Origin of the sequence: Maribacter flavus (genome assembly GCF_008386635.1) — a bacterium.
Classification (GTDB): Bacteria; Bacteroidota; Bacteroidia; order Flavobacteriales; family Flavobacteriaceae; genus Maribacter; species Maribacter flavus.
Genome location: NZ_VUOE01000001.1, coordinates 2,329,541 through 2,355,905, shown reverse-complemented (window position 1 = coordinate 2,355,905; position 26,365 = coordinate 2,329,541). Strand labels below are relative to the sequence as shown.

General features: G+C 38.0%; 21 protein-coding genes and 1 tRNA gene. 12 read left to right on the top strand and 10 right to left on the bottom strand.

Annotated elements, in window-relative coordinates:
• Window positions 1-24: 24 nt before the first annotated feature.
• The 3 genes from F0361_RS10125 to F0361_RS10115 all read right to left on the bottom strand — a co-directional run bounded on the left by F0361_RS10125 (window position 25) and on the right by F0361_RS10115 (window position 3,165).
• The gene (locus F0361_RS10125; RefSeq protein WP_154918418.1) at window positions 25-738 is read right to left on the bottom strand and encodes a NeuD/PglB/VioB family sugar acetyltransferase; all 714 of its coding nucleotides are present in this window, start codon (window positions 736-738) and stop codon (window positions 25-27) included.
• 191 nt (window positions 739-929) lie between these two features.
• A complete protein-coding gene (gene era, locus F0361_RS10120; RefSeq protein ID WP_138257266.1) occupies window positions 930-1,814 on the bottom strand; it encodes a GTPase Era in 885 nt (294 codons plus the stop codon).
• Window positions 1,801-3,165, bottom strand: a complete 1,365-nt coding sequence (locus tag F0361_RS10115; RefSeq protein ID WP_154918417.1) for an alanine/glycine:cation symporter family protein — start codon at window positions 3,163-3,165, stop codon at window positions 1,801-1,803. The genes era and F0361_RS10115 overlap by 14 nt, the downstream gene beginning before the upstream one ends.
• Window positions 3,166-3,321: 156 nt before the next feature.
• Here F0361_RS10115 and F0361_RS10110 point away from each other — a divergent pair.
• Window positions 3,322-3,394 (top strand) — tRNA-Met (locus tag F0361_RS10110).
• A gap of 677 nt (window positions 3,395-4,071) precedes the next feature.
• Here the strand turns inward: F0361_RS10110 and F0361_RS10105 are convergent.
• Complete coding sequence (locus F0361_RS10105; protein WP_246160852.1) at window positions 4,072-4,380, bottom strand: hypothetical protein; 309 nt, start codon at window positions 4,378-4,380, stop codon at window positions 4,072-4,074.
• Between the two features lie 165 nt (window positions 4,381-4,545).
• Between F0361_RS10105 and F0361_RS10100 the strand changes: the two genes are divergently transcribed.
• From F0361_RS10100 to F0361_RS10080, 5 genes are all read left to right on the top strand, one after another.
• On the top strand, window positions 4,546-5,688 hold the full coding sequence (locus F0361_RS10100) for a tyrosine-type recombinase/integrase (RefSeq protein ID WP_154918415.1): 1,143 nt from the start codon (window positions 4,546-4,548) through the stop codon (window positions 5,686-5,688).
• Window positions 5,689-5,818: 130 nt separating this feature from the next.
• Complete coding sequence (locus F0361_RS10095) at window positions 5,819-6,190, top strand: transposase (RefSeq protein ID WP_154918414.1); 372 nt, start codon at window positions 5,819-5,821, stop codon at window positions 6,188-6,190.
• A complete protein-coding gene (locus F0361_RS10090) occupies window positions 6,187-7,041 on the top strand; it encodes an IS3 family transposase (RefSeq protein ID WP_154918413.1) in 855 nt (284 codons plus the stop codon). The genes F0361_RS10095 and F0361_RS10090 overlap by 4 nt, the downstream gene beginning before the upstream one ends.
• Window positions 7,042-7,352: 311 nt before the next feature.
• Window positions 7,353-8,273 (top strand): alpha/beta fold hydrolase, encoded by a 921-nt coding sequence (locus F0361_RS10085; RefSeq protein WP_154918412.1) that lies wholly within the window; start codon window positions 7,353-7,355, stop codon window positions 8,271-8,273.
• Between the two features lie 138 nt (window positions 8,274-8,411).
• Window positions 8,412-8,825, top strand: coding sequence for a UPF0158 family protein (locus tag F0361_RS10080; protein ID WP_154918411.1), 414 nt, complete (start codon window positions 8,412-8,414; stop codon window positions 8,823-8,825).
• Between the two features lie 258 nt (window positions 8,826-9,083).
• Here F0361_RS10080 and F0361_RS10075 read toward each other — a convergent pair whose 3' ends face one another.
• Complete coding sequence (locus F0361_RS10075) at window positions 9,084-10,328, bottom strand: site-specific integrase (RefSeq protein WP_246160868.1); 1,245 nt, start codon at window positions 10,326-10,328, stop codon at window positions 9,084-9,086.
• A gap of 661 nt (window positions 10,329-10,989) precedes the next feature.
• On the opposite strand from F0361_RS10075, the gene F0361_RS10070 reads away from it, so the two are divergent.
• The 6 genes from F0361_RS10070 (at window position 10,990) to F0361_RS10045 (ending at window position 19,679) form a co-directional block, all read left to right on the top strand.
• Complete coding sequence (locus tag F0361_RS10070) at window positions 10,990-12,567, top strand: type I restriction-modification system subunit M (RefSeq protein WP_154918410.1); 1,578 nt, start codon at window positions 10,990-10,992, stop codon at window positions 12,565-12,567.
• Window positions 12,568-12,670: 103 nt separating this feature from the next.
• Window positions 12,671-13,708, top strand: a complete 1,038-nt coding sequence (locus tag F0361_RS10065; protein WP_154918409.1) for a type IV toxin-antitoxin system AbiEi family antitoxin — start codon at window positions 12,671-12,673, stop codon at window positions 13,706-13,708.
• Window positions 13,683-14,540, top strand: a complete 858-nt coding sequence (locus tag F0361_RS10060; RefSeq protein WP_154918408.1) for a nucleotidyl transferase AbiEii/AbiGii toxin family protein — start codon at window positions 13,683-13,685, stop codon at window positions 14,538-14,540. Before F0361_RS10065 ends, F0361_RS10060 begins: the two co-directional genes overlap by 26 nt.
• Window positions 14,541-14,688: 148 nt before the next feature.
• Entirely contained in the window at window positions 14,689-15,924 is a 1,236-nt protein-coding gene (locus F0361_RS10055) for a restriction endonuclease subunit S (RefSeq protein ID WP_154918407.1), read from the top strand.
• Window positions 15,921-18,923: a type I restriction endonuclease subunit R gene (locus tag F0361_RS10050; RefSeq protein ID WP_154918406.1), complete on the top strand. Its 3,003-nt coding sequence runs from the start codon at window positions 15,921-15,923 to the stop codon at window positions 18,921-18,923. Before F0361_RS10055 ends, F0361_RS10050 begins: the two co-directional genes overlap by 4 nt.
• 24 nt (window positions 18,924-18,947) lie before the next feature.
• On the top strand, window positions 18,948-19,679 hold the full coding sequence (locus F0361_RS10045; protein WP_154918405.1) for a winged helix-turn-helix domain-containing protein: 732 nt from the start codon (window positions 18,948-18,950) through the stop codon (window positions 19,677-19,679).
• Between the two features lie 102 nt (window positions 19,680-19,781).
• Here F0361_RS10045 and F0361_RS10040 read toward each other — a convergent pair whose 3' ends face one another.
• The 5 genes from F0361_RS10040 to F0361_RS10020 all read right to left on the bottom strand — a co-directional run bounded on the left by F0361_RS10040 (window position 19,782) and on the right by F0361_RS10020 (window position 26,354).
• Window positions 19,782-21,281, bottom strand: a complete 1,500-nt coding sequence (locus F0361_RS10040; protein WP_154918404.1) for a sodium:solute symporter — start codon at window positions 21,279-21,281, stop codon at window positions 19,782-19,784.
• Between the two features lie 49 nt (window positions 21,282-21,330).
• The gene (locus F0361_RS10035) at window positions 21,331-22,251 is read right to left on the bottom strand and encodes a dihydrodipicolinate synthase family protein (RefSeq protein WP_154918403.1); all 921 of its coding nucleotides are present in this window, start codon (window positions 22,249-22,251) and stop codon (window positions 21,331-21,333) included.
• Between the two features lie 15 nt (window positions 22,252-22,266).
• Window positions 22,267-23,358, bottom strand: coding sequence for a sialidase family protein (locus tag F0361_RS10030; protein ID WP_154918554.1), 1,092 nt, complete (start codon window positions 23,356-23,358; stop codon window positions 22,267-22,269).
• Between the two features lie 97 nt (window positions 23,359-23,455).
• Window positions 23,456-24,793 carry a sulfatase-like hydrolase/transferase gene (locus tag F0361_RS10025; protein ID WP_161598225.1) on the bottom strand — a complete coding sequence of 446 codons (1,338 nt, stop codon included), beginning with the start codon at window positions 24,791-24,793 and terminating at the stop codon, window positions 23,456-23,458.
• A gap of 61 nt (window positions 24,794-24,854) precedes the next feature.
• Window positions 24,855-26,354 carry a sulfatase gene (locus tag F0361_RS10020; RefSeq protein ID WP_154918401.1) on the bottom strand — a complete coding sequence of 500 codons (1,500 nt, stop codon included), beginning with the start codon at window positions 26,352-26,354 and terminating at the stop codon, window positions 24,855-24,857.
• Between the last annotated feature and the right edge of the window lie 11 nt (window positions 26,355-26,365).

The following is a 26,365-nucleotide window of genomic DNA, read 5'->3' as shown; positions in this document are numbered from 1 at the left end:
AAGTACTGAGAAAATTATAAGAAATTATTCCTCCCACTTGTAAAGAGGGATGACGTCCAATCTGCCTTTTCTGCCGGACATGTAAGGTTCGCCTATGCCCCTTACCCTTATTTTCTTTGCCGGGGAACCAAATGCCAGAATGTTACTTTCCAAATTTCCCACCACCAAAGAGCCCGCACCAACTACTGTATGATGTCCAATAGAAATAGAATCGATAACATTGGCTCCCAGACAAATGGCGGAATACTTACCCAAAATGAGATTTCCTCCCGTACACGTTTTTGGGGCCAAACTGGAAAAATCCTGCATGAAACCATCATGTCCTAAAGAACTATTGGTATTTAAAAGACAAAAATTACCTATGATGGCATTTGCATTTACAATGACTCCGGGCATTATCACGGTTCCTACTCCAATCTGTACTTCCTTACCCACCTCAGCACTAGGGTGAATAACTGTGACGTATGAAAAATTGGGTGAAATTTTATTGATTCGTTCTACCATGGAATTACGAATCCAATTGTCTCCAATTGCCACGATACCTCCACGGATCGTATACTTATCGATTAAAAATGGTAGATCAAATTCGGTTCCTAGTATCGGATATCCGTTCACCATGGCACCTTTTTTCTTGAAGGAATCGATGAAACCAACCACCTTGTACTTACCTTCCTTTTCAATGCAATCCAAGACAACACTACCATGGCCAGAAGCACCAAATATGACTATATTTTGCATTTTATCGGTTTTATTTGCATTTCATCGATACCAAAGATATGTAAAGATCTACACGATCTGGCAGAAAAAGCAATTTTTTCGATAAAAGTTTTAATGCAGAAAGGAAGTATTATTGCTTCAATTAGAGTATGGAAGATGTAAAGAACTCCAGGATAGTGGGTTAGAAAAAATAAACTTTTTATGTCACCAAATTAATTATTATAGCCAAATCTTCTTAGCTGTCTGCTATCATTTCGCCAGTTCTTGTTCACTTTCACAAAAAGTTCAATATGGACCTGTTTGTCAAAGAATTTTTCCAAATCCTTACGGGCCTCCATGCCTACTTTCTTTAAGGCACTTCCTTTATGACCAATAATAATTCCTTTCTGGGAGTCACGCTCTACCATAATCACCGATCGAATTCTAATAATTTCCTCGTCCTCCAGAAATTCTTCGGTTTCTACCTCTACCGCATACGGAATTTCCTTTTTGTAGTTTATAAGTATTTTTTCACGAATGGTCTCATTCACAAAAAAACGCTCAGGCTTATCGGTCAACTGGTCTTTTGGATAGTATGGGGGCGAAGCTGGCAATAATTCCAAAATCCGTTCGAATACACCTTGAACATTAAAGTTTTGAAGCGCGGAAATAGGATGGATTTCAACCGAGGGAAGTTCTTGCTGCCAATACTGTACCTGTTCCTCCAATAGTTCCTGACTCGCTTTATCGACCTTGTTCAATAGCAGTAAAACTGGTATTTTGGAATTTTTAATCTTGTTAAAAAATTGCTCATCCTTCAATGCTTTTTCACCAATTTCTACCATGTACAAAAGTAAATCGGCATCCTCAAAGGCCGATTTCACAAAATCCATCATGGAAGTCTGTAGGTCATATGCAGGCTTTATGATTCCCGGTGTATCGGAAAGAATTACCTGAAAATCGTCCCCATTAACGATACCTAAAATCCTGTGTCTGGTGGTCTGTGCCTTCGATGTAATTATCGAAAGTTTTTCCCCAACGAAAGCATTCATTAGGGTCGACTTGCCCACATTTGGATTACCGATAATATTTACAAAACCTGCCTTATGTTCGTTCATTCTTTAATTTTTCAAAATAAATCCTAGAAGCTGCATTTACCTTAGGTGCCAACAAAAGTACCGCTATCATATTGGGAATTACCATCAGGGCGTATGATAAATCAATAAGATTTTTCACCAGTTCCAAAGAGGCCACGGCCGCAAAAACGATCATGACCACAAAATAGACATTGTACAAACGACCGATTCTGGCATTGGTCAAATAGGAAAGACATTTTACCCCATAATAGGAGTATGTAAAAAGGGTGGAAAGTGCAAACGCAGAAACTATGACCATTAATAGTTCATCCCCAAAACCGAAAAGGGTCTTTTGGAAGGCGTTCAGGGTCATTACGATACCGCTGCCTTCCTCCAAGTAAGCACCGCTAAGAATAATGACGACCGCCGTAAAGGTGCATACAAGAATGGTATCTATAAACGGACCCAACATGGCCACCAAACCTTCCCTAATGGGCTCATCGTTTTTGGATTGCCCATGGTACATGGGAGCACTACCCAAACCTGCTTCATTGGAAAACATGGCCCTTCGGACCCCTATAATTACAAGTCCCCAAAAACCTCCTGTAAAAACCGATTTAAAATTCCAAGCCTCTGATAGTATCATTTTTAAAGAGGGAAGCACTTGTGAAGCATTCATAACCATAACAATGATTACCGCCACCAAATACACCATGACCATAAAAGGAACTATAGCGGTCGCTACTTTCGCAATCTTTTCCAACCCTCCAAAAATGACAAAGGAACTTACAATGGCAAGTACAAAACCAATAGTCAACTTCCAGTTGAATTCACTCATTTGGGCTATGGTATCCGAAGGATTCACCACGCTCATAAAAGTTTCCGTAAACTGGTTGGCCGTAAAAACACCTAAAAATCCAAAAAGACCGGCAAGTGCAAAAAATACGGCCAGCGGCTTATATTTCTTTCCAAGACCTTTTATAATGTAAAACATGGGACCTCCCTGTAATTTACCTTCGGAATCCTCCCCCCTGAACATGATGGATAAACTACAGGAATAGAATTTGATACACATACCAATTAGTGCGGTCATCCATATCCAAAACACAACCCCTGGGCCCCCATCGTGAATGGCTATGGCAACCCCAGAAATATTTCCAAGACCTACAGTGGCCGCCACAGCAGCAGACAGGGCTTGAAGGGAACTTACATCCCCCTTTGCATTGACATCGTCATACTTGCCCCTGGTTATGGCCAAAGCATGCCCAAAATAACGATAGGGCATCAGTTTGGAATAGAGCATTAAAAATAATCCACCTCCAATCAATAAAACAAACATGGGCCATTCTGTTCCAGAAATTGCCTTGACCAAAAACTCGTTTAATTGCTCCATAGTTTCGAATGTAGCTATTTATGACGAAAATATCATTTTGAAATCTAAAAACGGTGTAACCACTGACAATTAAAACTTTCTTTTTGATATTCTTCAAATCTAATCGGTTCTTATTTGGAATTTACCTGAAAACAATTGTATCTTTGTCGTCCACATCGCGGGATAGAGCAGTAGGTAGCTCGTCGGGCTCATAACCCGAAGGTCACTGGTTCGAGTCCAGTTCCCGCTACTAGCAAACAAAGGGCTTTCAAAAGATTGAAAGCCCTTTTTGATTTCTACTGTACAACATATGTACAACAATTATGTTAAATTTTCTCTCAGGACTCTACATAAGATTAGATTAAGTAATTACCAGACAATGAAATATTTGGTGATGAATTCCTTTTTCCCCTTTCCACAAAAGGATTTTATTGACAAGAAATAGTCTTAAACGGCTTTTTTGAAATTAGTTTAAATATTTCTCCCATCATAGGTCAAAATATTCACCCTTGGAAAATTCGTTTCCGATTTTTTAGACTCTCAGAATTTGTAGAATCTCGGATATTTTCAAGGATCAGTCAATTTTCACTTCGAAGAAGTAGACAGTTTTGGGACCCGCAAAACATAACTTGCTATCCGTTTCACGGATACATTTTTTATTCGAAATTCACCTTTCAATATTCCTATTGTACTGATTTAACTTTTCTGGCAATTGAAACAAGATAATTAGCAAGAATAAATTTTCAATTGGCATTATTCCATAAAGGAAAAATATAAAACCTGACTTTGAATATTTGTGGGAAGGGGAAGGAAAATCCTGAACGGTCTTGGACCGTTTTGGTTTTTCCATGGAAACGAGGGTGCCAGCCGAGCTGCTTAGCGAGGACAGGCTCCCGCAGGGGATTGAATAGTATTAAAGGAACTTACCTATTTTTCCATGAAGTCCTGCCAAATTATAAGCACGTACTTTTCCCTACCGTTTTCCATCCGGGGTAGATATCCATATTCATATATAAATTGGTATACATCTCCCTTTTGGTTTCTCCATATATGGGTATGGTAACGATCATTAAAACCTACATCCGTCAATAGCTCCTTACGTACCGTGACCTTGCCGCCCTTGTTGAATTCCTTTAGGATCTTTCGGTTCAACCGCAATTGGTTATCGACCTTATCGAAGAACCGTTCCGGCAGATTTTTGGACTTTTCATATTGATAGGCACTCTTGCAATGCAAGTTGCAATATTTTTTGTCGCTCCTCCCCTTCAGTATCTCGCCACAGTATAAACAATGTTTTTGGTCCATGCTTTTTCAAAAAATTAGTCGAATGTATATGCGAACATTATTCGATTAAGATACTATTAAATGATTTAATTAGCTGATATTGGGCTTAAAAATCATATGCAGGAAAGACCCATTATCATTTTCTCTAAATCCCATCATAATGGGCAAGAGGTATTAATAGTAGGCTTTGAATATAATCTGGAACTAAAGGAGTATGTAAAGAAATTTCCCGGGATACAGTGGAGTTCTGGCCTTCGAAGTTTTTACACTTTATTTACCAGGGAAATAACGAATAGTCTATTTCAATACCTGAGGGCCAAAAACTACTATATTGATTATTCCGCAATAAGTAATAAAAGAAAAAATGACAGGCACGATGGCGCCAAAAAAAAGTTTGTCCTAGATGCTAACATTTCACAAGACCTAAAAAAGAATATAAAGTTGTTCAGGGAATGGATGCAACAAAAACGGTATAGTCTAAATACAATCAATACCTATGAAAGTATGTTGCTACAGTTTTTTAGATTTAAACACCCTAAACCCATACACTCTATAACCGAAACGGATATTATAGATTTTAACACCAACTACATTTTGGCGAATCGGTTTTCATATACGTACCAAAATCAGGCTATCAATACCATAAAACTATTTTATCGCGACCGGGTAAATTGCATTTTGATTGCCGATGGTTTGGAACGTCCCAAAAAATCCAAAAAACTCCCTGTGGTACTTTCCATAGATGAAGTAAAATCTATATTGGCGTCTACGCCAAACCTTAAACATAAAACGTTACTTAGTTTACTGTATTCATGTGGCCTAAGGATTGGTGAGGCATTGGGCCTACGAGTAAGGGACATAGATATGAAACGAAGGTTCATGCATGTCAGGTCCGCTAAAGGTTCCAAGGACAGATATGTACCTTTACCGGAAAGAATGAAAGCCCTTTTGATCGAGTATTATTCATGCTACGAGCCTAATGATTTTGTTTTCGAAGGACAAAATGGTGGTGCTTATTCCACGGTTAGTGCCAGGCAGGTACTCAAGCGCTCCCTGTTGAACACGGGGATAGAAAAGCCTATCACCCTTCATACCCTTAGACATAGCCATGCGACGCATTTGTTGGAGAACGGTACTGACCTCAGGTACATTCAGGAGCTGTTGGGCCATAACAGCGCTAAGACTACGATGATCTACACACATGTAAGTTCGACCAGTTTGGACAAGATAAAAAACCCTTTTGATGAATTTGACCTGTAAAACAAAGATTCACCTCTTTCATCGGTTTTATTCCTATATTGGGGGTATATAGATGTATTTTACATCTATATAAACAAGTTGGCGTGCATATTGACCCGTCCTGAATAAAGGCTACATAATTTCAAACATTATGTACAAAAACGACAAAGTTATCAGACGGTATTCAGAATCTTTCAAACTCAAAATTTTAGACGAACTTACCACCGGAAAACTGAACAAGTATCAACTGGGCAAAGCTTACGGAATAGCACCTACCACCATCAACGAATGGGTCAGGAAGTATAATCGGAAGGACCTAATGAACACCCGTGTAACAGTGAAGACAAAAGACGAGATAACCCGGATAAAGGAGCTCCAAAAAGAGATCGAACAACTTAAGAAGCTCCTTTTGAAAAAGGATATGGATGCCCTGATCGATGAATCCTACCTTGAAGTAGCTGCGGAACAGCTCGGGTACAAATCGGTCCTTGAACTTAAAAAAAAACTAAGTATCAAGCCTTGATAAAGGCAAAGGAAAAATCAAGGGGATCTGTCTCTTTATCGGCCATAACCACTTGTTTCGGACTCAAACGTGATGCTTACTATAAATTCAAACGTAGGGAAAACGTACGTTCAGAGGTCGAGAAAAAGGTAGTGTCCATTGTCAAGCAAAGACGCAGGTCCCTACCTAGGGAAGGCGTTCGCAAACTCGAAAAATCCCTAAAAGGGGACTTTGCCAACGCCAACCTTAAAATAGGAAGGGATACCCTGTTCAACATTCTTAGAAAACACGATATGCTCACTCTTAGAAAGAAATACAGCTCAAGGACCACCAATTCCTTTCATAGGTTCAGGAAGTATAGGAACATCATCAAGGAGATTGAAATCACAAGGCCCGATCAAGTCTGGGCAAGTGACGTTACATATATCAGGACGGTAAAAGGATTCTGTTATCTGGCATTGTTGACCGATATCTATTCACGCAAGATCATTGGTTACGACCTTAGCGATAGCCTGGAGCTAAAAGGATGTGTTAGGGCCCTGAACAAAGCGTTGTACCAAGCCGGAAGCACTAAAGGGCTCATCCACCATTCCGATAGGGGCATACAGTATTGTAGCGACCAATACACCCAAATACTCAAAAGAAACAACATCGCGATCAGTATGACAGAAGATAACCATTGCTATGAGAACGCCCTGGCAGAACGTGTGAACGGCATCCTAAAGGACGAGTTCTACCTTGACCAGACCTTTGATGGTCTGGCCCACGCCAAGCGTGCGGCCAAAAATGCAATCAAGTTATACAATGAGGTAAGATTACATTTATCTTTAGAATATAATACCCCGAACATGGTATATTTAAAAACAGCTTAAACTTAATTATTAACCTGTAGCCATATTTCAGGACTAGACAAATTGATTAAACCGAAATGGGCAAGGGTACCAATTTTATTTTACGGTTTCCAACAAACAGCGACAACCCTATATCACGAACGAGGACCTCCAACAATCCTGTACACTCGCTCTAGAGCATCTTGTCAAAATGACGCTTGTTACAAGAATTTTGAAGCAAGCCCCCCAGTGTTCCCATAACATTTTTAACCATTCATCTGTAACAATTTGATCAAGTACATCGTCAAATCCTGAAAACAAAACAGCGTGAAATCGCTTAAAAACCCCACACCATGAAAAAATTATTATTTCTAGTATCAGCAGTTATGGCAATCACTTTGTGCAACGCCAATGAATACAAAGTAACCACTTCGGACCAAGTTGAACTTTACGTAAATGTGAAGGGCAAAGGTACTCCGTGCCTCTACGTACATGGCGGCCCAGGTTCAGGAAGTTACTGGATGGAAAGGTTTGCAGGCAATATCTTGGAAGAACGATTTACCATGGTCTATTTGGATCTAAGGGGCGTTGGGCGTTCTACCAGTCCTACGGATGGTAATTACGGTATCGACAGAATGATTTTAGATTTTGAGGAAGTTCGAAAATTCCTAGGATTCAAGGACTGGATTATTATGGGGCATTCCTTTTCGGGTACCATGACTACGGCCTATGCGATGGAACATCAAAACTCCATTAGAGGATTAATGATGTTCAACTGTTCCCTAAACTTAAAAGAAAGTATCACTGAAAGCTGGATTCCCAAAGCTGTGGAGTTTCTCGGCATCTCAGATTCACATTTTTATCAGGATACCACCGTAACAGTTCAAGACAAACTGAACCGTTTATTTCCATTATTGAATGAAAAGGGTGTGATGTGGAAATTGGCCTATGCCCACCAAGAGAACGAAACGAAAATGAATGCAACCTATCAGGAAATTCCCAATTGGAACCACGATTTCAGCGCTGTTGGGATGGTTCACAACGATTATTTGATTAATTTTAAAATGTTCACTCCAGCTATTAACATACCTGTGTTGTTTTTTTATGGTGAGAATGATTGGACCATTGGGCCTGAACATTATAAAGGAGTTTTATTCCCAAATATGGTATTGTGGAAAAGTTCATCGGGACATATTCCTTTTATGGAGAACAAAGATGACTTGGAAACAGCGATGGATGTATTTTTAAACAAATACGAAATCAATCATCCGTAAACTACAGCCTGATGTGAACAAGAACAATTGTTAATCATGAACCCTGAAATTTTTCATAAAACATACAGCACACACGAACAATCCTTAGAAAATGCTTAGGCATTGTAGCTGGGGCTGTATTATTTCATCCCATATAAAATGAAATTGAGTGATGAAACAATTAAGGAAATTGCTGAACTACTAGATAGTGGAATGGACTGTTTCTATAATCCCTCGTTATCAACAATTGAATATCACCCTGATATTGAAGACCCCAATTTTGAACCCGAGTTTTGGATAGATACCCTCGACAAAATTGATAGTGAAAGGGACAAGTATGTCCGATTTGAAAAAATGTGTTCAAATGAACGTTTTAGGGTTATGGAAAACTTTATTCACTCCTTGGAGGATTCCGATTTGAAAAACCAATTATATTCGGGAATTTCCAAACCTAAGCCCTTTGGGAATTTTAAAAATCTCATTGCCCGCTCTGATTATAGAAAGGATTGGTTTGATTTCAAGGATGCAGCATATTTTGAATTTGTAAAAAATCAGGCTGAATTAAATGATTAAAACCTCTGCACAAAAAAGTTAATCATAAATTTAGGGCAAAAATTAAAGGTTTATTACTGTTTAAGATTATTCTTCATTTTCAATCAATCATTTAATTTCTATGTTTCCATTATTTGAAAGTCAGATGATATTATTTGCAACCATATAGCCTTTAACCAGATTTTGAATCAACGTTAAAACCCATAAAATAAGTTGGTTGGAAAAAAAGGATTAAACTCTGTAGAAATCATATTTCGTAAAATTCTCCTATTTTTAATCTTAAGAATTCAAAACCGCATCCAACGCATCATCCGCATCTTTATGGATGAAGTTTGCCTGATACATAATGGTGGTTTTCAAATCACTATGTCGATAGAGTTTTTGAAGCATAAGAGGAGAAATGGCATCACCAGCAATATTCCCAAACGAATGGCGAGCAATGTGGTTGGATAAATTTTTGGTAATCATGCATTTTTCCGCCAATAGTTTCAGGTATTTGTTAAGTATGACCGTGCCATTACGCGTCTTCACAAAAACATCCCGTTTGCTTGTAGGATTAGCCTTTTTCAAATAAGGAAAAATATAATCATCCTGCGACTGCCTTAGAGGCCGGTAAAAGTCCAGAATTTTTTTGGCCTGATCCGGAATTTTCAGACTCAAGGGTTTTTCGTTCTTATTCATAGTATAATAGAGTCGGCCATCCATAAGGTCCGACCATTTCATTTGAAGTACGTCCGAAATACGAATCCCAGCAAAATAGAAAGAGAACAGCCATACATTACGCGTATGCCATACAGGACCATCTTTTTTCAATTTTACTTTTTCTATACGCTCTATCTCTTCCTTTGTCAATCCAATTTTTTGAGTTGGTTTAACACGTATGCGTTCCTTTTCACCACCAAAGGGATAGTACTTAGGTTCCACAATGCCCTCTTTAATTGCAGCATTGAACAACGTCCGAAAGTAAATAAGATGGTTGGTTACCGTTCTTGTCTTGTGCTCCAAGTAAGAAATACAGAACACTTTGAAATTGTTTAGAAAGGCTTCGGTGATATCTTCAAAATAAAGAGATGTCTCCTTATCAAATTCCTCTTTTACGTGTTCCAAAAAGTCATATCCGAATTTTCGGGACTGCCCTACCCGATTCCGCCGTCGCTCTTGTATGCCCTTTATCACCTTTTCCCGCTCCTCAAATCGGTTCCATTTCAAAAACTCACGAACATTGAACAACATGGATAGCTCCCCCTTACAAGTAGAAAACTTACCCGCTTGAAATCTGCTTTTGACCCTTTCTGCCCCAAATTGGAAAAAGGATACCGATCGGCCTTTGTGCTTGATTTTTTTCTTAATCTCCTTGCTGGACACAAAATCCTCAGATTTATCAGCCTCCAAGGTAATATCATCGACTTCCGCCAATTTTTTTAGCAGGTAATTATTTAGTCGTGTAGAATTGGGGTGTGACTTTCGAACTTTACACAACTCCTTATTCCAATCCTTTTCGTAAATATATTTGCCTGTATAAATGTAACTTGTTTTTCTATTTTGCGTGATACGAATGGCTAATGGATAAGTACCGTTCTTTTTTGATCATGTTTCCAAAGAACTATCTTTATTGAAGCCATTTTAGGTGGAAATATTGCTTAAGAAACTACAATGTAAAAATTTTACCTAAAACATTTTGAGGTTTTTTATGATTTTTACTGATTCTTTAAAAAAGTTAAGTAATTGATTATTAGACATATGAATACATATGAAATCATATAAAACCAGTTCTTCTTTGGCTCATAACCCGAAGGTCACTGGTTCGAGTCCAGTTCCCGCTACTAGACTTAATGTTATTAAAATGAACGGTTTGTGTACTCACAAGCCGTTTTTTTATGTCCAACATTTCCCTGCTTTTACTCAAAGTACACGAAAACGTGCACATTTTTAACATGAAGTTGAACTTTTTGGATCTTGCATCTAACTGATAGGGGCTTTAATGTATTATTTAGCAGTCAATTGGAAAACCTTGATTTGGCTGAAGGTGATGACCTAGCAGATTTACTTCTTTCGCTTCACATTTGATTTTAATTTTTTCAAAAAAAACTTTAAGACTTTTCTTTTTTTACACAAAATCAAAAAAGGTTTGCTATTTTGTTGTTTCATACTATTTCCCCCAACTAAATTGTAGAGAATACCCTTTATGGCCAAAGCTGACATAGATTTTGAAAAGGAATTATGGGATGCCGCTAATGAACTTCGTGGTGCCGTTTCTGAGAACAATTACAAGAATTACATATTACCCCTCGTCTTTTTAAAGCATTTGAGCGAAAGGTTTGAGGTGGTCAAGGAAGAAATTAAGGACCAATTGAATGAACCTTCATCAGATTATTACACAACGGACGAATCCGAAAAAACCTATGTACTTTCCGACCCTGACGAATATCGCTCTAGAAATACTTTTGTGGTCCCGAATGAAGCCTCTTGGCAATATTTAAAGGATAATGCGGAACAGGATAATATCAAGGTAATTATTGATGATGCCTTTGATGTAATACAAGAGTTGTTGACGTCTTACAATCCGCAACTGAACAACCTTCTACCCCGAATTTTCGTGAAAAGTGAACTTTCTGCAAAACAAACAGGTGGTATCATCAACCTGTTGTCACATCCAAAGTTTTCAGAAAAGGAAAACCCGGAAAGCGATATTCTGGGTCGTATTTACGAGTATTACATTGGTAGGTTCGCCATGGCCGAAGGCTCCGGTGCCGGCCAATTTTTTACACCAGGTAGTATCGTACGTCTTTTGGTGGAATTGTTGGAACCCTACAAGGGTAGAATCTTTGACCCTGCTTGTGGTAGTGGGGGTATGTTCGTTCAAAGTTTAAAGTTTATCAAAGAACATGGAGGGGCCAAAAGTGATATCTCCATTTATGGGCAGGAAATGACCGCCCAAACCTTACGATTGTGTTTAATGAACCTGTTGTTAAGGGATTTGTCCTTTGATATAAAATTGGGTAATTCGCTCTTGGATGATAAGTTCCCAGACCTAAAGGCGGATTTTGTAATTGCCAACCCTCCCTTTAATGTTAGCAATTGGCACCCCGAAGATTTGTCCGAGCAAGACCCACGATTATTTGGTCCAAGGGATGAATTTACGACGGATGGAAGTGCAAATTACATGTGGATGCAAACGTTTTGGAGCCATTTAAGTGATACGGGTACGGCAGGTATTGTGATGGCCAATGGGGCTATGACCAGTAACTCTCGGGGTGAAAAGAACGTACGGCAACATATGGTGGACAACGGTATGATTGACTGTATTGTACGCTTACCGGACAAGTTATTCTTGACCACAGGTATCCCTGCCTGTTTGTTCATACTCAGTAAAAACCGAGATGGTAAAGATGGCGAACATAGGGAACGTATGAACGAAATCCTGTTTATAGATACCGCTAAAATGGGCACCATGGCAAGTAGAAAGCTGCGTGTTTTTACGGATGAGGATATTCATAAAATCGCGGACACCTATCACAATTGGCGAACCGAGGGCAAAACTTATAAAGACGTAGATGGCTTCTGCAAAGCGGCCACATTAGAAGAGGTACAAAAACAGGATTATAAACTCACTCCGGGTATTTATGTAGGAACCGAAGCCGAGGAAGATGACGGCATTCCTTTTGAAGAGAAAATGGAAAGCTTAAAGGCTACTTTGGTGGAACAGTTTGAAAAAGGGGAAGTTTTGAAAAAGCAAATAATATTAAATTTTGATAAATTTTAGTCAGTTGTGTTCACTAAATAACATTGTTCATGTTCCGTGAACAAAATAAAAAAATGAACTAAATTATAAACATATCAATTTTGTTCACTAAATTTGACTGTTCATGTTCCATGAACAAAATAAAAAAATGAACATGTTGTTGGATTTTAAATACTTTATGGAGTTTATCGATAGTCTCGAATTGGATATTGAGGCAATATTTGAACAGGCACCTGAATTGAATGAATTACCAGTTTATTCCTTGAATGGAGAAAAAGTAAGTGTCTATTTTAAAAATGAAATAAGACCACACAATGTGCCTATCCTTTTAAATCAGACGGCAAAACATCCGTTGTTGGTAGCAGCAAAATACATAACCCCTAAAGCCAAGAAAAATCTAAAAGCAAATAAAGTTAATTACTTGGATAGTTATGGTAATGCCTATATAGAAATACCACAGCTAAAAGTATATACCGAGCATGGTACCGGTAAACCAGTTATTCCTGATACTACCAAAGTATTTACGCAAGCAGGGGCGCAACTAATTTTTCAATTATTAAACCGCCCAGAAGTAGTAAATGAGACCGTTCGTCATTTAGCACATATCAGTCAAATTTCTTTGGGTAGTGTAAGTAAAATAATGAACGGGTTATTTGATGAGGGTTTTTTAGTGCAATGGAATGATGACAAAAAATACCAACTCATTCGTAAAGAAGAATTATTGGATAGATGGATTCCCATTCTCAATGAAAAGGTACTCCCTAATTATAAGATTGGCACCTATTCTTTTACAGGTAACCTTGAAGAACAATGGAAAACCCAATTTTTACGAGCCAAGGTATGGTGGAGTGGCGAGCCAGGCGCAGCGCTATTGACTGACTATTTATATCCAGAAAAATATGCACTCTTTACCACGTTGGAAGTTAAAGAGATTATGACCGTTTTAAAACTGGTGCCTGATAAAAAAGGGAAAATTTCACTTTATGCTCCTTTTTGGGGTAACACCAGTACTGTAAGTATTATAAACCCTGAAGACCTAACTAAAGCTAAAAACCATGTAAATCCACTCATCATATATGCCCAGCTCATACACTCTGGTGAACCAAGAAACATAGAAACTGCACAAATCATTTACAATGAGCACATCGCCCCAAAGTTTTAAGGTATATTCTTTTGCCCATCATACGGAAGTGTACCAAATTTTGGAAAAAGTCTTTGTGTCTCATGGTATTCACTACTACCTCATTGGCGCAAATGCAAGAGATGTTGCTTTATACAAAGCGGGTGTAAAACCAAGCAGGGCAACGGCAGATATTGATTTTGCATTAATGGTCCCGGACTATGCTAGTTTTGAATCCCTTAAAACAGATTTAAAAAAACATGGTTTTGAGGAAACCAAAGGGCAAATGCCCTATCGTCTGTTTCATACCAAATCAAATACCGTGATAGATCTTTTACCCTATGGTCAAATTGCGCAAGACCATAACGTATCATTTACGGAACGGCAAATAGAGCTCTCCACCTTGGGTATGATGGAGGTAGGAACCGCTACCGAAATATTTGAACACCCAGAAGGTTTAAGTATACCCGTAAGCCCTTCACATGGACTGGTCATTTTAAAATTGATTGCCTGGTCAGAAAAGCCTGGCCGAACCAAAGATTTGGGGGACATTGCATCCTTGCTGGAGACCGCATGGCCACTTTATGAACCTGAACTCTATAAAGAGGATTCCGAACATGCGGATCTATTCGATGCAGAAGATTTTGAGATGGGAACAGCCGCTGCCCAAGTTATGGGTAGAAAAATGCAAGAGGTGTTACAATTGAATGAAGCATTGCGAACTAATATTTTAAATATGTTCGGAACTGAACTGGTAGCCGAAACCGGACCTATGACCATAGCCATTGCCAAGGCCATGGACCAAAATATTGCCTATACCCAAAATATTATTAGGGCAGTACATAGAGGAATCACAGAAACAGGTAGAGCATAAAAAAAACAACTAAAAAATAAAATTGAAAATAAAAAACTCATAGTGTTGATTATCATTTAGTTAATTATTTATTTGTAGTGTGTAACATGAAAAAATATTTACAAACCACAATTGTTAATTGTTAATTGCACATTGTTACTTGAAAAACATGCCCGAAAACTGGAAAACATATAAGCTAGAAGATTTAGTAACCAAGTTGGGAGATGGTATTCATGGTACTCCGAAATATTCGGATAATGGAGAATACTATTTTATAAATGGAAACAATTTAGTTGATGATAAAATTTTAATTAAACCTGACACAAAGCGTGTTTCCAAAAATGAGTACGAAAAGCATAAAAGGGAACTTAACGACAGAACATTGTTGGTTTCAATTAATGGAACAATAGGCAAGGTTGCGTATTACAACAATGAGAAGGTAATGCTTGGTAAAAGTGCTTGCTATTTTAATGTTAAGGAAGATGTTGATAAAGCATTTATCAAACAAGTGATTTCTAGCAAATATTTTATTGATTACTTAGAATCAAATTATACTGGTTCTGTAATTAAAAATGTATCATTAAAGTCAATGAGAGAGATGCCAATAAATCTCCCTCCCTTATTGGAACAAAAAGCCATCGCCAAAATCCTCTCTGCTATCGACGACAAAATAGAGAACAACCTGGCTATGAACAAAACCTTGGAGGAAATGGCCATGGCATTATATAAACATTGGTTTGTAGATTTTGGCCCTTTTCAAGAAGGGAATTTTATAGACTCTGAACTGGGCCCTATTCCTGAGGGTTGGGAGGTTAAAAAACTAGGAGAAATATACAATACAACTTCTGGAGGAACTCCAAGTCGTAAAAAATTAGAATATTATGAGAATGGCACTATTCCCTGGGTAAAGTCTAAGGAACTTTACGGTAATTTTATTATAGAAACCGAAGAAAAAATTACCGAATTAGGATTATCAAAATCATCAGCGAAACTTGTTCCTGAAAAAACGGTTATGCTGGCAATGTATGGAGCAACGGTTGGAGAATCTAGTATTTTGTCCAAGAGAGCCTGTTCTAATCAAGCTATATGCTCTATTATGCAAAAAGAACTTTCATATGTTTACATATTTCAATTTTTACGATATTTTAAAAATGATATATTAAATCAAGCTGTTGGTTCTGCTCAACAAAATATTAGCCAAGCAATAATCAAAGATTTACAAATAATTGTTCCTCCAAGGAACTTAAATATTTTCAAAGAAATTGAAATGTTATATTCTCAGATAGAGGAGAACTTAATTGAAAATCAAATCCTCACCCAACTCCGCGACACCTTGCTCCCCAAACTTATTTCAGGAGAAGTGCGCTTAAAAGAGTTTGAAAATCAGGTAACTGAAGTCCTATGAGTCTTTTAAATGAACATACCGCCCAGAATGCGGCCATAGATTGGTTGAAAGAATTAGGCTATGTTCATATCAATGGAACTTCCCTAGAAAGGGACCCTAAAAAAGTGGTGTTGGAGTCGGAATTAAAAAAATTTCTAACTCATCAATATCCAGAGGTTCCTGAGACTGCCCTAAACGAAGCCATGGCCCAGTTTACACAATTAACGGGTATGGAAGTGCACTATCGCAACTGGGAATTTCATAAAAAAATGACCCAGGGCATCAGTATTTCTTGGAAAGATGCCCAAGGAAACGAAAAGGCCAAGCACCTATACCCTCTCGACTATAAAAATCCAGAAAACAACAGTTTTATTGTTTCGGACGAAGTCCCCATTTTGGGTAAGAACAGCCGCAGAACGGATTTGCTAATTTTTATCAATGGGCTACCCCTCATCCTATTCGAGTTTAAAAATCCATTTGATGCCAAGGTCAGTGTAGAAAACGCCCATAATCAAATTGAAAACTATGTGCTGGACATTCCCCAATTATTTGACTATAATGCCATTTGTATAGTGTCGGACGGTATGCGGGCATTACATGGTATGTACAGTTCCAGCTTTGAATGGTATGCGCCTTGGAAAAGTTTGGAGGGTCATGACACGGAACAGGATGAAGACCTTCAACTGGAAACGTTACTTCATGGCCTTTTTCCAAAAGAAACCCTATTAAATTACTTGCAACACTTCATTTTCCACGAGGACCATAATGGAAAAATCATAAAAAAAGGGGCCAAATACCACCAATATTGGGGAATAAACAAAGCCGTTGAAAGTAGTTTGAACAACATGAAGCCGGAGGGTGACGGTAGGCTTGGGGTCATTTGGCATACGCAAGGTTCCGGTAAAAGTATAAGTATGGCCATCCTTACCGGTATCCTGCGCCAAAGACCGGAATTGAAGAACCCAACAATTGTGATTCAAGTAGACCGCTCCGATTTGGACGAGCAACTGTATGACAACTTTATTCTGGCCAAGGATTTGGTGGGCAATGTTCAACATGCAGAAAGTACGAATGATTTAAGGAACTTGTTGAGCACAGATGGCGGTGGGGTTATATTTACCACCATTGAAAAATTTCGTCTCAAAGGGACTGATAACGGAAAGGAACTACAGCATCCCATACTTAGTGAACGATATAATCTCATCGTTATGGCCGATGAGGCCCACCGCACTCAGTATGGCTTTGAAAGCGGGGGTTTTGCACAGAATATTCGAAGGGCTTTACCAAATGCGTCCTTTATAGGTTTTACGGGAACCCCGGTAGATAACAAAGATGCGGATACAGAAATGGTTTTTGGAAAGACCATTCATACCTACGACATTTTACAGGCGGTCAAGGATGGTGCCACGGTACCTATCCACTACGAACCCAAAATGGTCCCCTTGAATATTAAAGCGGAATTTACCCGTGAACTTGAGGAAGTGGAGGAAAGGGATGAAGACACCACTGTTGGTGTTTGGGCTGCCATTGAGGATGCCGCCGGGGCCGAAGACCGGGTTGAAACGGTGGCCAAGGATATACTAAAACACTTCAAAACCCGAACGGCGACTTTAGAAGGAAAGGCCATGATCGTATGTATGAGTCGCAGGAACTGCGTAAAAATGTACAATGCTCTGAGCAAATTGGAAGGTTGCCCGGAAATGGCTGTCATTATGACGAGCAACCCCGGTAAAGACCCTAAGGAATGGAATCCGCATATGCGAACAAAAAATGCCATGGAGGCCATCAAAAGTAGGTTCAGAAATCCGGAGGACCCACTTAAAATTGTTATTGTAAGGGACATGTGGTTGACCGGTTTCGATGCCCCTTGCGCCCATACGATGTATGTGGACAAAATCATGAAAGGTCATAACTTGATGCAGGCCATTGCCCGAGTGAACAGGGTGTTCGAAAATAAACCCAATGGATTGGTGGTTGATTTTATTGGCATTTCGGGATACCTGGCAGAAGCAACCAAAAAGTATACTGGTAGTGGTGGCAAGGGTAAGCCTACTATAGATATGGATGAAGCCGTAGAACTTTGTCTTGAACAGTTGTCCGTTGTCAAAGAGCTCATTGGTGGTGTTGAACTATCAGAAGTAATGGACTTCAACGATATCCAAAAAATGAAATGGGCAGGAACAATCGTCAATAATCTATTAAAGGATGACCCCACCACGGAAAACTTCTTGAAACAAGAACGAAAATTAAGCGAGCTGGTAGCCATGACAAGTTCCGATGAGCGAATTTGGGACGTTCAGGAAGAGATTGGAATCATTCAGAAGCTACGGGAACAAATACGCAAGATAAAATATCCTCCCGGCCCACAAAGAGCCAAAAACGAACGGATAAAAGACTTGATTAGTAAATCCTTGGCATCCCAAGCAATCGTTGACCTAGCGGCCATGTATGATTTGGATAATATCGATATTTCAATTATCGATGATTCCTTCCAAGCCATTGCAAAGGACAAAGGGAATGAAAATATTAAAATAGAACTGCTACGCAGGATTATCAATGATGAGCTGAAAATTCGGATGCAGAAGAACATTAAAAAGGGGAAAAAACTTAAGGACGAACTCGAAAAGGTCTTGGGCAAATACCACAAGAACAGTTTGGACTCCATTGCAGCCATAAAACACTTGTTGGATATTGCCAACACAATGAAGGAAGACGACAAGCGAACAAAAGAACTGGGGCTGACTGAAGATGAGCTGGCCTTTTACGATTTGCTATCGGCAAACAGTGCAATCATTAATGAAGCTGGCCCTATACAGGATTTGGTTCATGCGGTAGTTGATTCCGTTAAGAAAAACCTCCAGTTGGATTGGACCAAAAAGGAGAATGCCAGGGCCGCCATACGTTTGGCCGTAAAAAAAGAACTCAGGGGAAAAGTCCCATTTTCCGAATTGGACAAACTACTCAAGGAGGTTATTGAACAAGCTGAGGGTCAGTATGGGGAATGGCCTTTGAGTGGGTAGTGTTTTTAAGGAAATTATTTAATTATGAATAGGTTTAAATCATCTGCATTAAAAATTTTAAAGGATTCGGGCAAACCACTGCACTATAAAGAAATCACACGTTTAGCTTTGGAAGCGGGTATTCTTGAGACCAATGGAAATACTCCGGAATCCTCTATGAATGCCCAATTAATTACAGATGTAAATAAAAATGGAGTCCATTCAGATTTCATAAAAACAGCGCCAGCCACTTTAAATATCAATCCAAATAAACCAAAGAAAAAAGAGACAGTTAGCACTAAAAAAAAGAAAGAGATTTTAGAGAAAATTGGGAGCGGGTTTATAGGTAAGGGCGGGGAACATTATGTGACTTCAGAACTTTTGTTCAGAGGATACAATGCAAGCATAATGAGCGTGGACATTGGTATGGACATCATTGCCACCAAGAATAATAAATTATTTTCACTACAGGTTAAAACATCCAATCTTCTAAGCGGAAATAGCTATGTTTTCGACATGCGTAAAGTTTCGCTTGAAAGGGATTATGCTGGAAATGTTTTCTATGTTTTTGTAATGATACATGAAGATCAAACAAAATCCGCAGTAATACTTACCGCCAACAAGATTGAGGAATTAATTCATTCCAATGCCATTAAAAATATACAAACTCATGGTAGGTTTCGGGTAGTACTTAAAATTAGAGATGAAAAAATTTACATAGGTACATTAGACAATCCTATCGATTATTATTGGGATAATTGGAGTATAATTAAATAAGAAACTATAGATTAAACGAAAAAAGACAAGGATAGAAAGAATGTCTACCCTTGTCCGCATTAAACTAACAACTCAAACAATACAAAACTGTATTTTTATTTTTTAAGAATTATCATCTACTGTTAATGTTTCACCATCTTTTTTATTGAATAGAATAGAAATTAAAAACCCTACCAGAAATATTACAATAGTACCAAACACTATGGTGAGGTAGGTATGGAAAGAACTTCCCAAAGAACCTTCACCAAAAAGAATATCTGAAAGACTTAACCATATAATGACTAAAATTCCTGCTACAGTACCAATAATAGCACCTATAACATTTTTCGATTTTGAAACAACACCTAACAAAAACAATCCAAGCATACCTCCACTGAATATTGAGGCAAGGCCCCACCAGGCATCCAAAGCACTTTTTACATTTATCATTGCAATTGCAATTAAAATTCCCAGTACGCTGATGACTGCCGATGAGATATAAAGCACTTTCATGCCTTCCTTATCGGTAGCATTGCTTTTGAAGTATTTGTTATAGTAATCCGTTAAAAAAACGGTTGCAGAACTATTAAAACTAGTAGAAATAGTACTCATACCTGCAGCAAAAATCGATGCCACCAATAAGCCGCTAAGGCCTTCTGGAAGGGCATTCACAATGAAGTATGGAAATACTCTGTCACTTTTACTAGGGTCTTGTAATTCCAAAGGTAGATTTGCAGCACTATCGTAATAAGCAAATAAGGCTGTTCCTATAAATAGGAAAAGAGCGGAAACGGGAACATATATCAGGCCTCCAACCAATGCAGAACGTTGGGCAGCCTTATCGGATTTGGAGGCCATATAACGCTGTACATAATTCTGGTCTATACCATAGTTCTGTAGATTAATGAAAATCCCGTAGATGAGTACTACCCAAAATGTGGAATCTGTAAGTGATAAACTGAAACTTCCCAAGCTAAATTTATCATTAGCTGTCGCTAGATCGAAAACTTGAGAAGGACCTTCTGGCATATTTAATAAAATGTACACAACACAGACTACAGCTCCTGCAATCAATATTATTCCTTGAATTGCATCCGTCCAAAGAACCGCTGATATTCCTCCCAACATGGAATAAATCGCTACCACTACACCTGTGATAATTATTATGGCTGGAATATCCCAGCCTGCGATAGCATTGAGTGTCAATGCCAATAGGTATAGAATTGTCCCTATTCGCATTAATTGTGTTAATAAATAACAAAGCGAAACATAGAGCCGAGCCCATGGTCCAAATCGTTGCTCCATATAAGTGTACGCTGATGGGCTATTTATCTTTCTATATAAGGGAACGAAAAACTTTACCGCTATAAGGGAAGCTATAGGTAAAGAAAGACTAAAGGCAAAGGCATTCCAATTTGATAAAAATGCATTTCCGGGGAGAGCTAGGTAACTAATACTACTAACAAATGTCGCAAATATCGACATGGTCACCACCCATCCTGGTATATCATTGTTTCCTATAGTATAAGAAGATGAAGACTTGTTATTCTTAAAAAAAGACCCTCCAAATACAGCTATACCAATGATATAGGCCAAAAAAACCATTATATCAATTGTACTCATTTGTTAATAGTTTCTGGTTAATTATTTTTTAAATAGTCGATATCTACGCCTAGAGTGGAAGCTTATTTAAATTGGCCATTATACCCTCAAGATTAGTTGAAATCTTTTCCATTTCCTTTGGCAAAAAAGGTTTAAGAGGAGAGGCCATTTGATTTTCACATAAACCCAATAGCGAGGCAGCACCCTTTACACCCTTTAAGTAACTAGAGTTATACTTACCTACTGTGTATAATAAAGTAGCTATTTCCAAAATCTGTTTTTGAAAAATCTTAATTCTATCAAAGTCATGTGCTAAAGCCGCTTCGTACATTTTAACATAAAGCTTTGGGAAAAGATTTGCCCCTCCAGTAACGCCACCGCTACCACCCATTAAAACAGTCTCAGCCATTATTTCCTCGGGACCAACAAACAAGGAAAAATCTTTTCTTTTTATCGAATATTTTAAAGCCTGAAAATAAACCGTGTTTGCCGAACTATCCTTGAGACCAATTATGTTTGGATGTTGCGATAATCTGACAGCTGTCTCCACTGACATGGAAATTTTAGTCATGGAGGGCATATTGTATAAAAATAATGGCAACTTAGTTTGATTTGCCAAATCCCAATAATATTCAAACAATTCTTCTTGCCCAAGGTGGAAATAAAAAGGAGGAGTGGCCACAACTGCCTCCGCACCTGATTCGTATGCTAATGATGCCAGATTTAGACTTTCTTCTATTGATGTGTCTGTGATTCCTACCAATAATGGCACCCTGCCTTCTATCCGAGTCGCAGTTTCTTTGATTAGATTTCTTCTTGACTCATAACTAAGGCTAATTGATTCCCCTGTTGTTCCAAGAATAAAAATTCCGTTGACTCCTCCTTCTATAAGGTGATTTACAATTTTACCGACTCCATCATAGTCCAATTTAGAATTGGATAAAATTGGGGTAATCATCGGAGGGATTATGCCCTTAAATTTTTCTGCCATTATAGTGTTTTACGATTAAATTTTAGTCGGGTCTATGACCACATGTTTAATTGATTGTCTTAGATAGGTGTAAGTAATATGAACAAAACCATCAGAGGTTTGAATAATTGCCGGATAGGAATAGCCTGCTTTGGCAGGTTTTGTTTCAAGAGTCATTACGGGTTTCCAATTATGCCCATCTTCAGATATTGCCAGATTTAACATATTCCTGTTATTTGGTTCCGCACCCTTTTTGGTTGTATGATTATAGACCAATAATTGTCTGCCATCCTTTAAAGTAACCGCATCTGTTCCTGAATTTGGATTAGGAAGGCTTGTAGCTTTCATTTCGCTCCAGGTCTTACCATTATCCTCTGACCAGCTTTCCGCAATAACATCCTGCCTAGTTCTGCAAAGCACTTGCATTTTTTTATCTGGATACGTTAGAATACTTGGTTGAATTGCATCAAATTCATTCCCATCATTGATTGGGCCTACTACTTCCCATGTTTTTCCTAAATCCTTGGTCATTTCAAAGTGTACCATCCACTTATCATCTCCATCACCTGATTCAAATTCCGTACTTGAAGGGCATATAATTGTTCCATCTGCTAGTTGAATAGGTTTGTTTTTTATAGGGCCAAGTAAATCACCAATTTTATCGTTTTTCCCTAATTTTGATGGTTTTGACCATGATTTACCTTCATCATTCGAAGTCATAAGCATACCCCACCATGTCCTGGGATCCGGACCTATTTTATAAAACAACATAAGGGGTCCGTTCTCTGGTTGAAACAATACTGGGTTCCAAGTAGGGTAACGAAGTGTGTCATTCTGAATACCATTTGCAACTTCTATTGGCCTTGTCCAGTTTCCATCGACCAATCTTGATATCCTAATACCAACATCTGGATTTTTCTCGTGGGTGCCTGCAAAGAAAGCACACAGTAAACCTGTTGGAGTTTCCACAATAGTAGATGCATGACATTCAGGTGTAGGTTTATCATTTAAGGAGTAAAGTAATTCACCTTTTAGGTAAGCCCCCTCACCTTGCTCAGAAATCGGAGGAATTAAAAAACTTTTTGAATAAAGAGTATCATTGGTTTTATCCTTACTCTGTTTATCCATTCTTTTTTGCTCCTTTGAACTTTCTTGGCAAGAACATACCATAGTAAAGACCATTAATAAGAATATCGAATATTTCATTCTTTTCAATAATATTTTATTAATTGGTTAGACGATGCCTCTCTACTTCTCTACCCCACTGATTTAATTCTGTCCACATAGTATTATATCTTGTCTTTTCCATATTTGAAAGATTTTTCTTTTCGTATGGATCATCTTTAATGTTATAAAGCATTGGTAGGGAATCAGACTCTGAATGAATCATTTCTCGGGAGACATAAGGAAAGACTAATTTCCAATCTCCATCTCTAATAGCTGCATTATGGCTATAATAAGGAATACCCCTATTCCATTGCCAATATCTGTATCGGGGAAGTTCTAAGTTGAGTGAACTACCCAATAAAAGAGGCCCGATACTTCCTCCATCAAAAGATATTGAATCTGATATTGTTAAATTACACAAATCGAGTAAGGTCGGTAGGATATCCGTAAAATGAACTATCTGCTCTTGGATACTTGGCTTTATTTTCCCCTCCCAATAGAAAATTAATGGCACATGTATTCCTCCCTCATTAATTGTATATTTGGTTCCTCTTTGATTCAGATTATAACGTTCTCCTACAAGAGGATCTGGTCCATTGTCACTTGCAAATACGATTATCGTATTTTTCAAAAGACTTTTTTGTTTCAACGTTTGCATTAACTTTCCGATTCCTTTATCCATTACCTCGATCATTGCATATATTGTTGCAGTATTTAAATCAAAACCCTTGGACAAGTAGAAATCTATTAAATCCTGGGGTGCACTTAAAGGTCGATGAGGCGTGTAATAAGCTAGATGTAAAAAAAAGGGTTCATTTTGATGCTCCTCTACAAATTCAATAGCATTTTCAGTAAGTACATCTGTTAAATACTCATTTGTAATCTCCCTGTAAATACCTTGAAAATCTAGTCGATAGTTATAGTAATCCTTTGGAACATCGTAGCCTTTGAATCCAACAAACTCTTGAAATCCCCTTCTTAATGGATGATATTCTTCACCGTCTCCTATATGCCATTTACCAATTAATCCTGTAGAATAACCTTGTTCTCGAAACAAATCCCCAATGGTCCTTTCATTCAATTTAACCCTTGATAGTTCAGGGAAACGTTCCATGTTTAAAGTTACAGCACCGGTTTTATGTGGATACTTACCTGTTAATAGGGCTGCCCTCGCTGGAGTACAAACGGCTGATGCCGAATAGGCACTTGAGAAAAACATTCCAGAATCCATTAATTGGTCCAAGTGTGGAGTTTTGTTCAACCGACCGTTTAAATTCCCCAAATCCCCTAATGCCATATCATCAGCAAGAATCAGGATAACATTAGGTTTTTCCTGACCATTGATTATACTAATTGAAAATATTAAAACTAACAATAAGCTATAAATGTTGGTCATTCCATTTAGATGACCCTGTCCATTTTTCGTTCTGTAATGAAGTAAATACATTATTACCATTTTACTCTACCTTAAGTGTTTCATTCAAGCTTCTCTTTAATCCCTGCACTATCCTTTGTTCTCGCTTGTCACTAATAATGTTATCAACCTTAAATAGGTTCTGCTTAAGATTATAAAGTTCTTCTGCGATTATACTATCATTATTAACGGACTTCCATTGAACGTACCTATAGTCTTTATCCCTAATTGATGAACCAATGATTGAAAAATTTGCTTCTGATCCAAGAGGTCTAGGAATTTGTGATACAGCAATTTTCTTAATTTCCCTTTTAGGATTTTCAAATATGGGTAATAGGGAATTACCATCGAGTTTTTGCGAAAGATTCTCAATATCTATATCGGCTATCTCGACCAATGTTGGAAATAAATCAATCAACTCTACGATTGAAGATGATTTGGATCCTGGTTTTGTCAAATTAGGACTGTATACTACCAAAGGTACGCGTGTTCCTATTTCAAAATTTGTCCATTTGCCAAACTGGCCATGCTCACCTGCATGATATCCATGATCCGACAAAAAAACAATCGTAGTTTTGTCCATCAGGTCCAAATTTTCAAGCTCATCTATTATCTTTCCAATCTGAGCATCCAAAAAACTTATAGCAGCATAGTACCCATGTCTTAACTCCAACTTTTTGTTGTCCGAAATAGGTCCATTTTTGGGCACATCGGAATATGACCTTGCCTCATTAGAGTCTATATAATTCCAATCCGATATAGAATTTATTTCATCAGTATATGAAAGACTAGGTAATTTTGACCGATCATAATAATCCCAGTATTTTTTTGGAGCATTATATGGTAAATGAGGTTTCCAAAAACCAACTGCTAAAAAAAAAGGAGTTTCACGTAAATTACGCAGGGTGTTAATAGCTTCATTTGCTATTCTACCATCTAAATAGGCTTCGTCTGGTACATCCTCCATTTGTACGGCTGCTCCCTTAGGTATATCTCCATGTATTTCGAATGGCCTTCCCGGTATATACCAATCTTGGCTATGTGCCGCCCAATGATACATTTCAGGACGCGACCAAGATTTTGGGTCTCCCATCAAGGCCTGGCCCCAATTATGGAAAATTTTGCCAATTCCAATGGCAGTATAGCCTTGATCTTTAAAAACTTCAGGTAATGTCTTTATTCGTGGGTGTATTCCTCGAAAATGTGGAGCATTGCTCCAAATTCTTAAATTATTGGGACGCTTTCCTGTAAGAATGGAAGATCTAGAAGGGTTACAGAGTGGAGCTTGGGCATAAGCTCTATCAAAGAGCATACCTCGATTTATTAACTTATTTATATTTGGAGTTCTTAGGTCATAAACATTAAAATTGTTAAATAAGTCATCAACCATAATAAAAAGAACATTATTCACATTTCCCTCTTGTATATTTTCATGGGAATCCTGTCCAAAAATATTAGGCTTTATAAATAGTATAACCGTAATAAATAATAAAGACCTTAATAAAAAAACATTATCCCTCAATCCAATGGTACTTATTTTCATATTTACAAGAT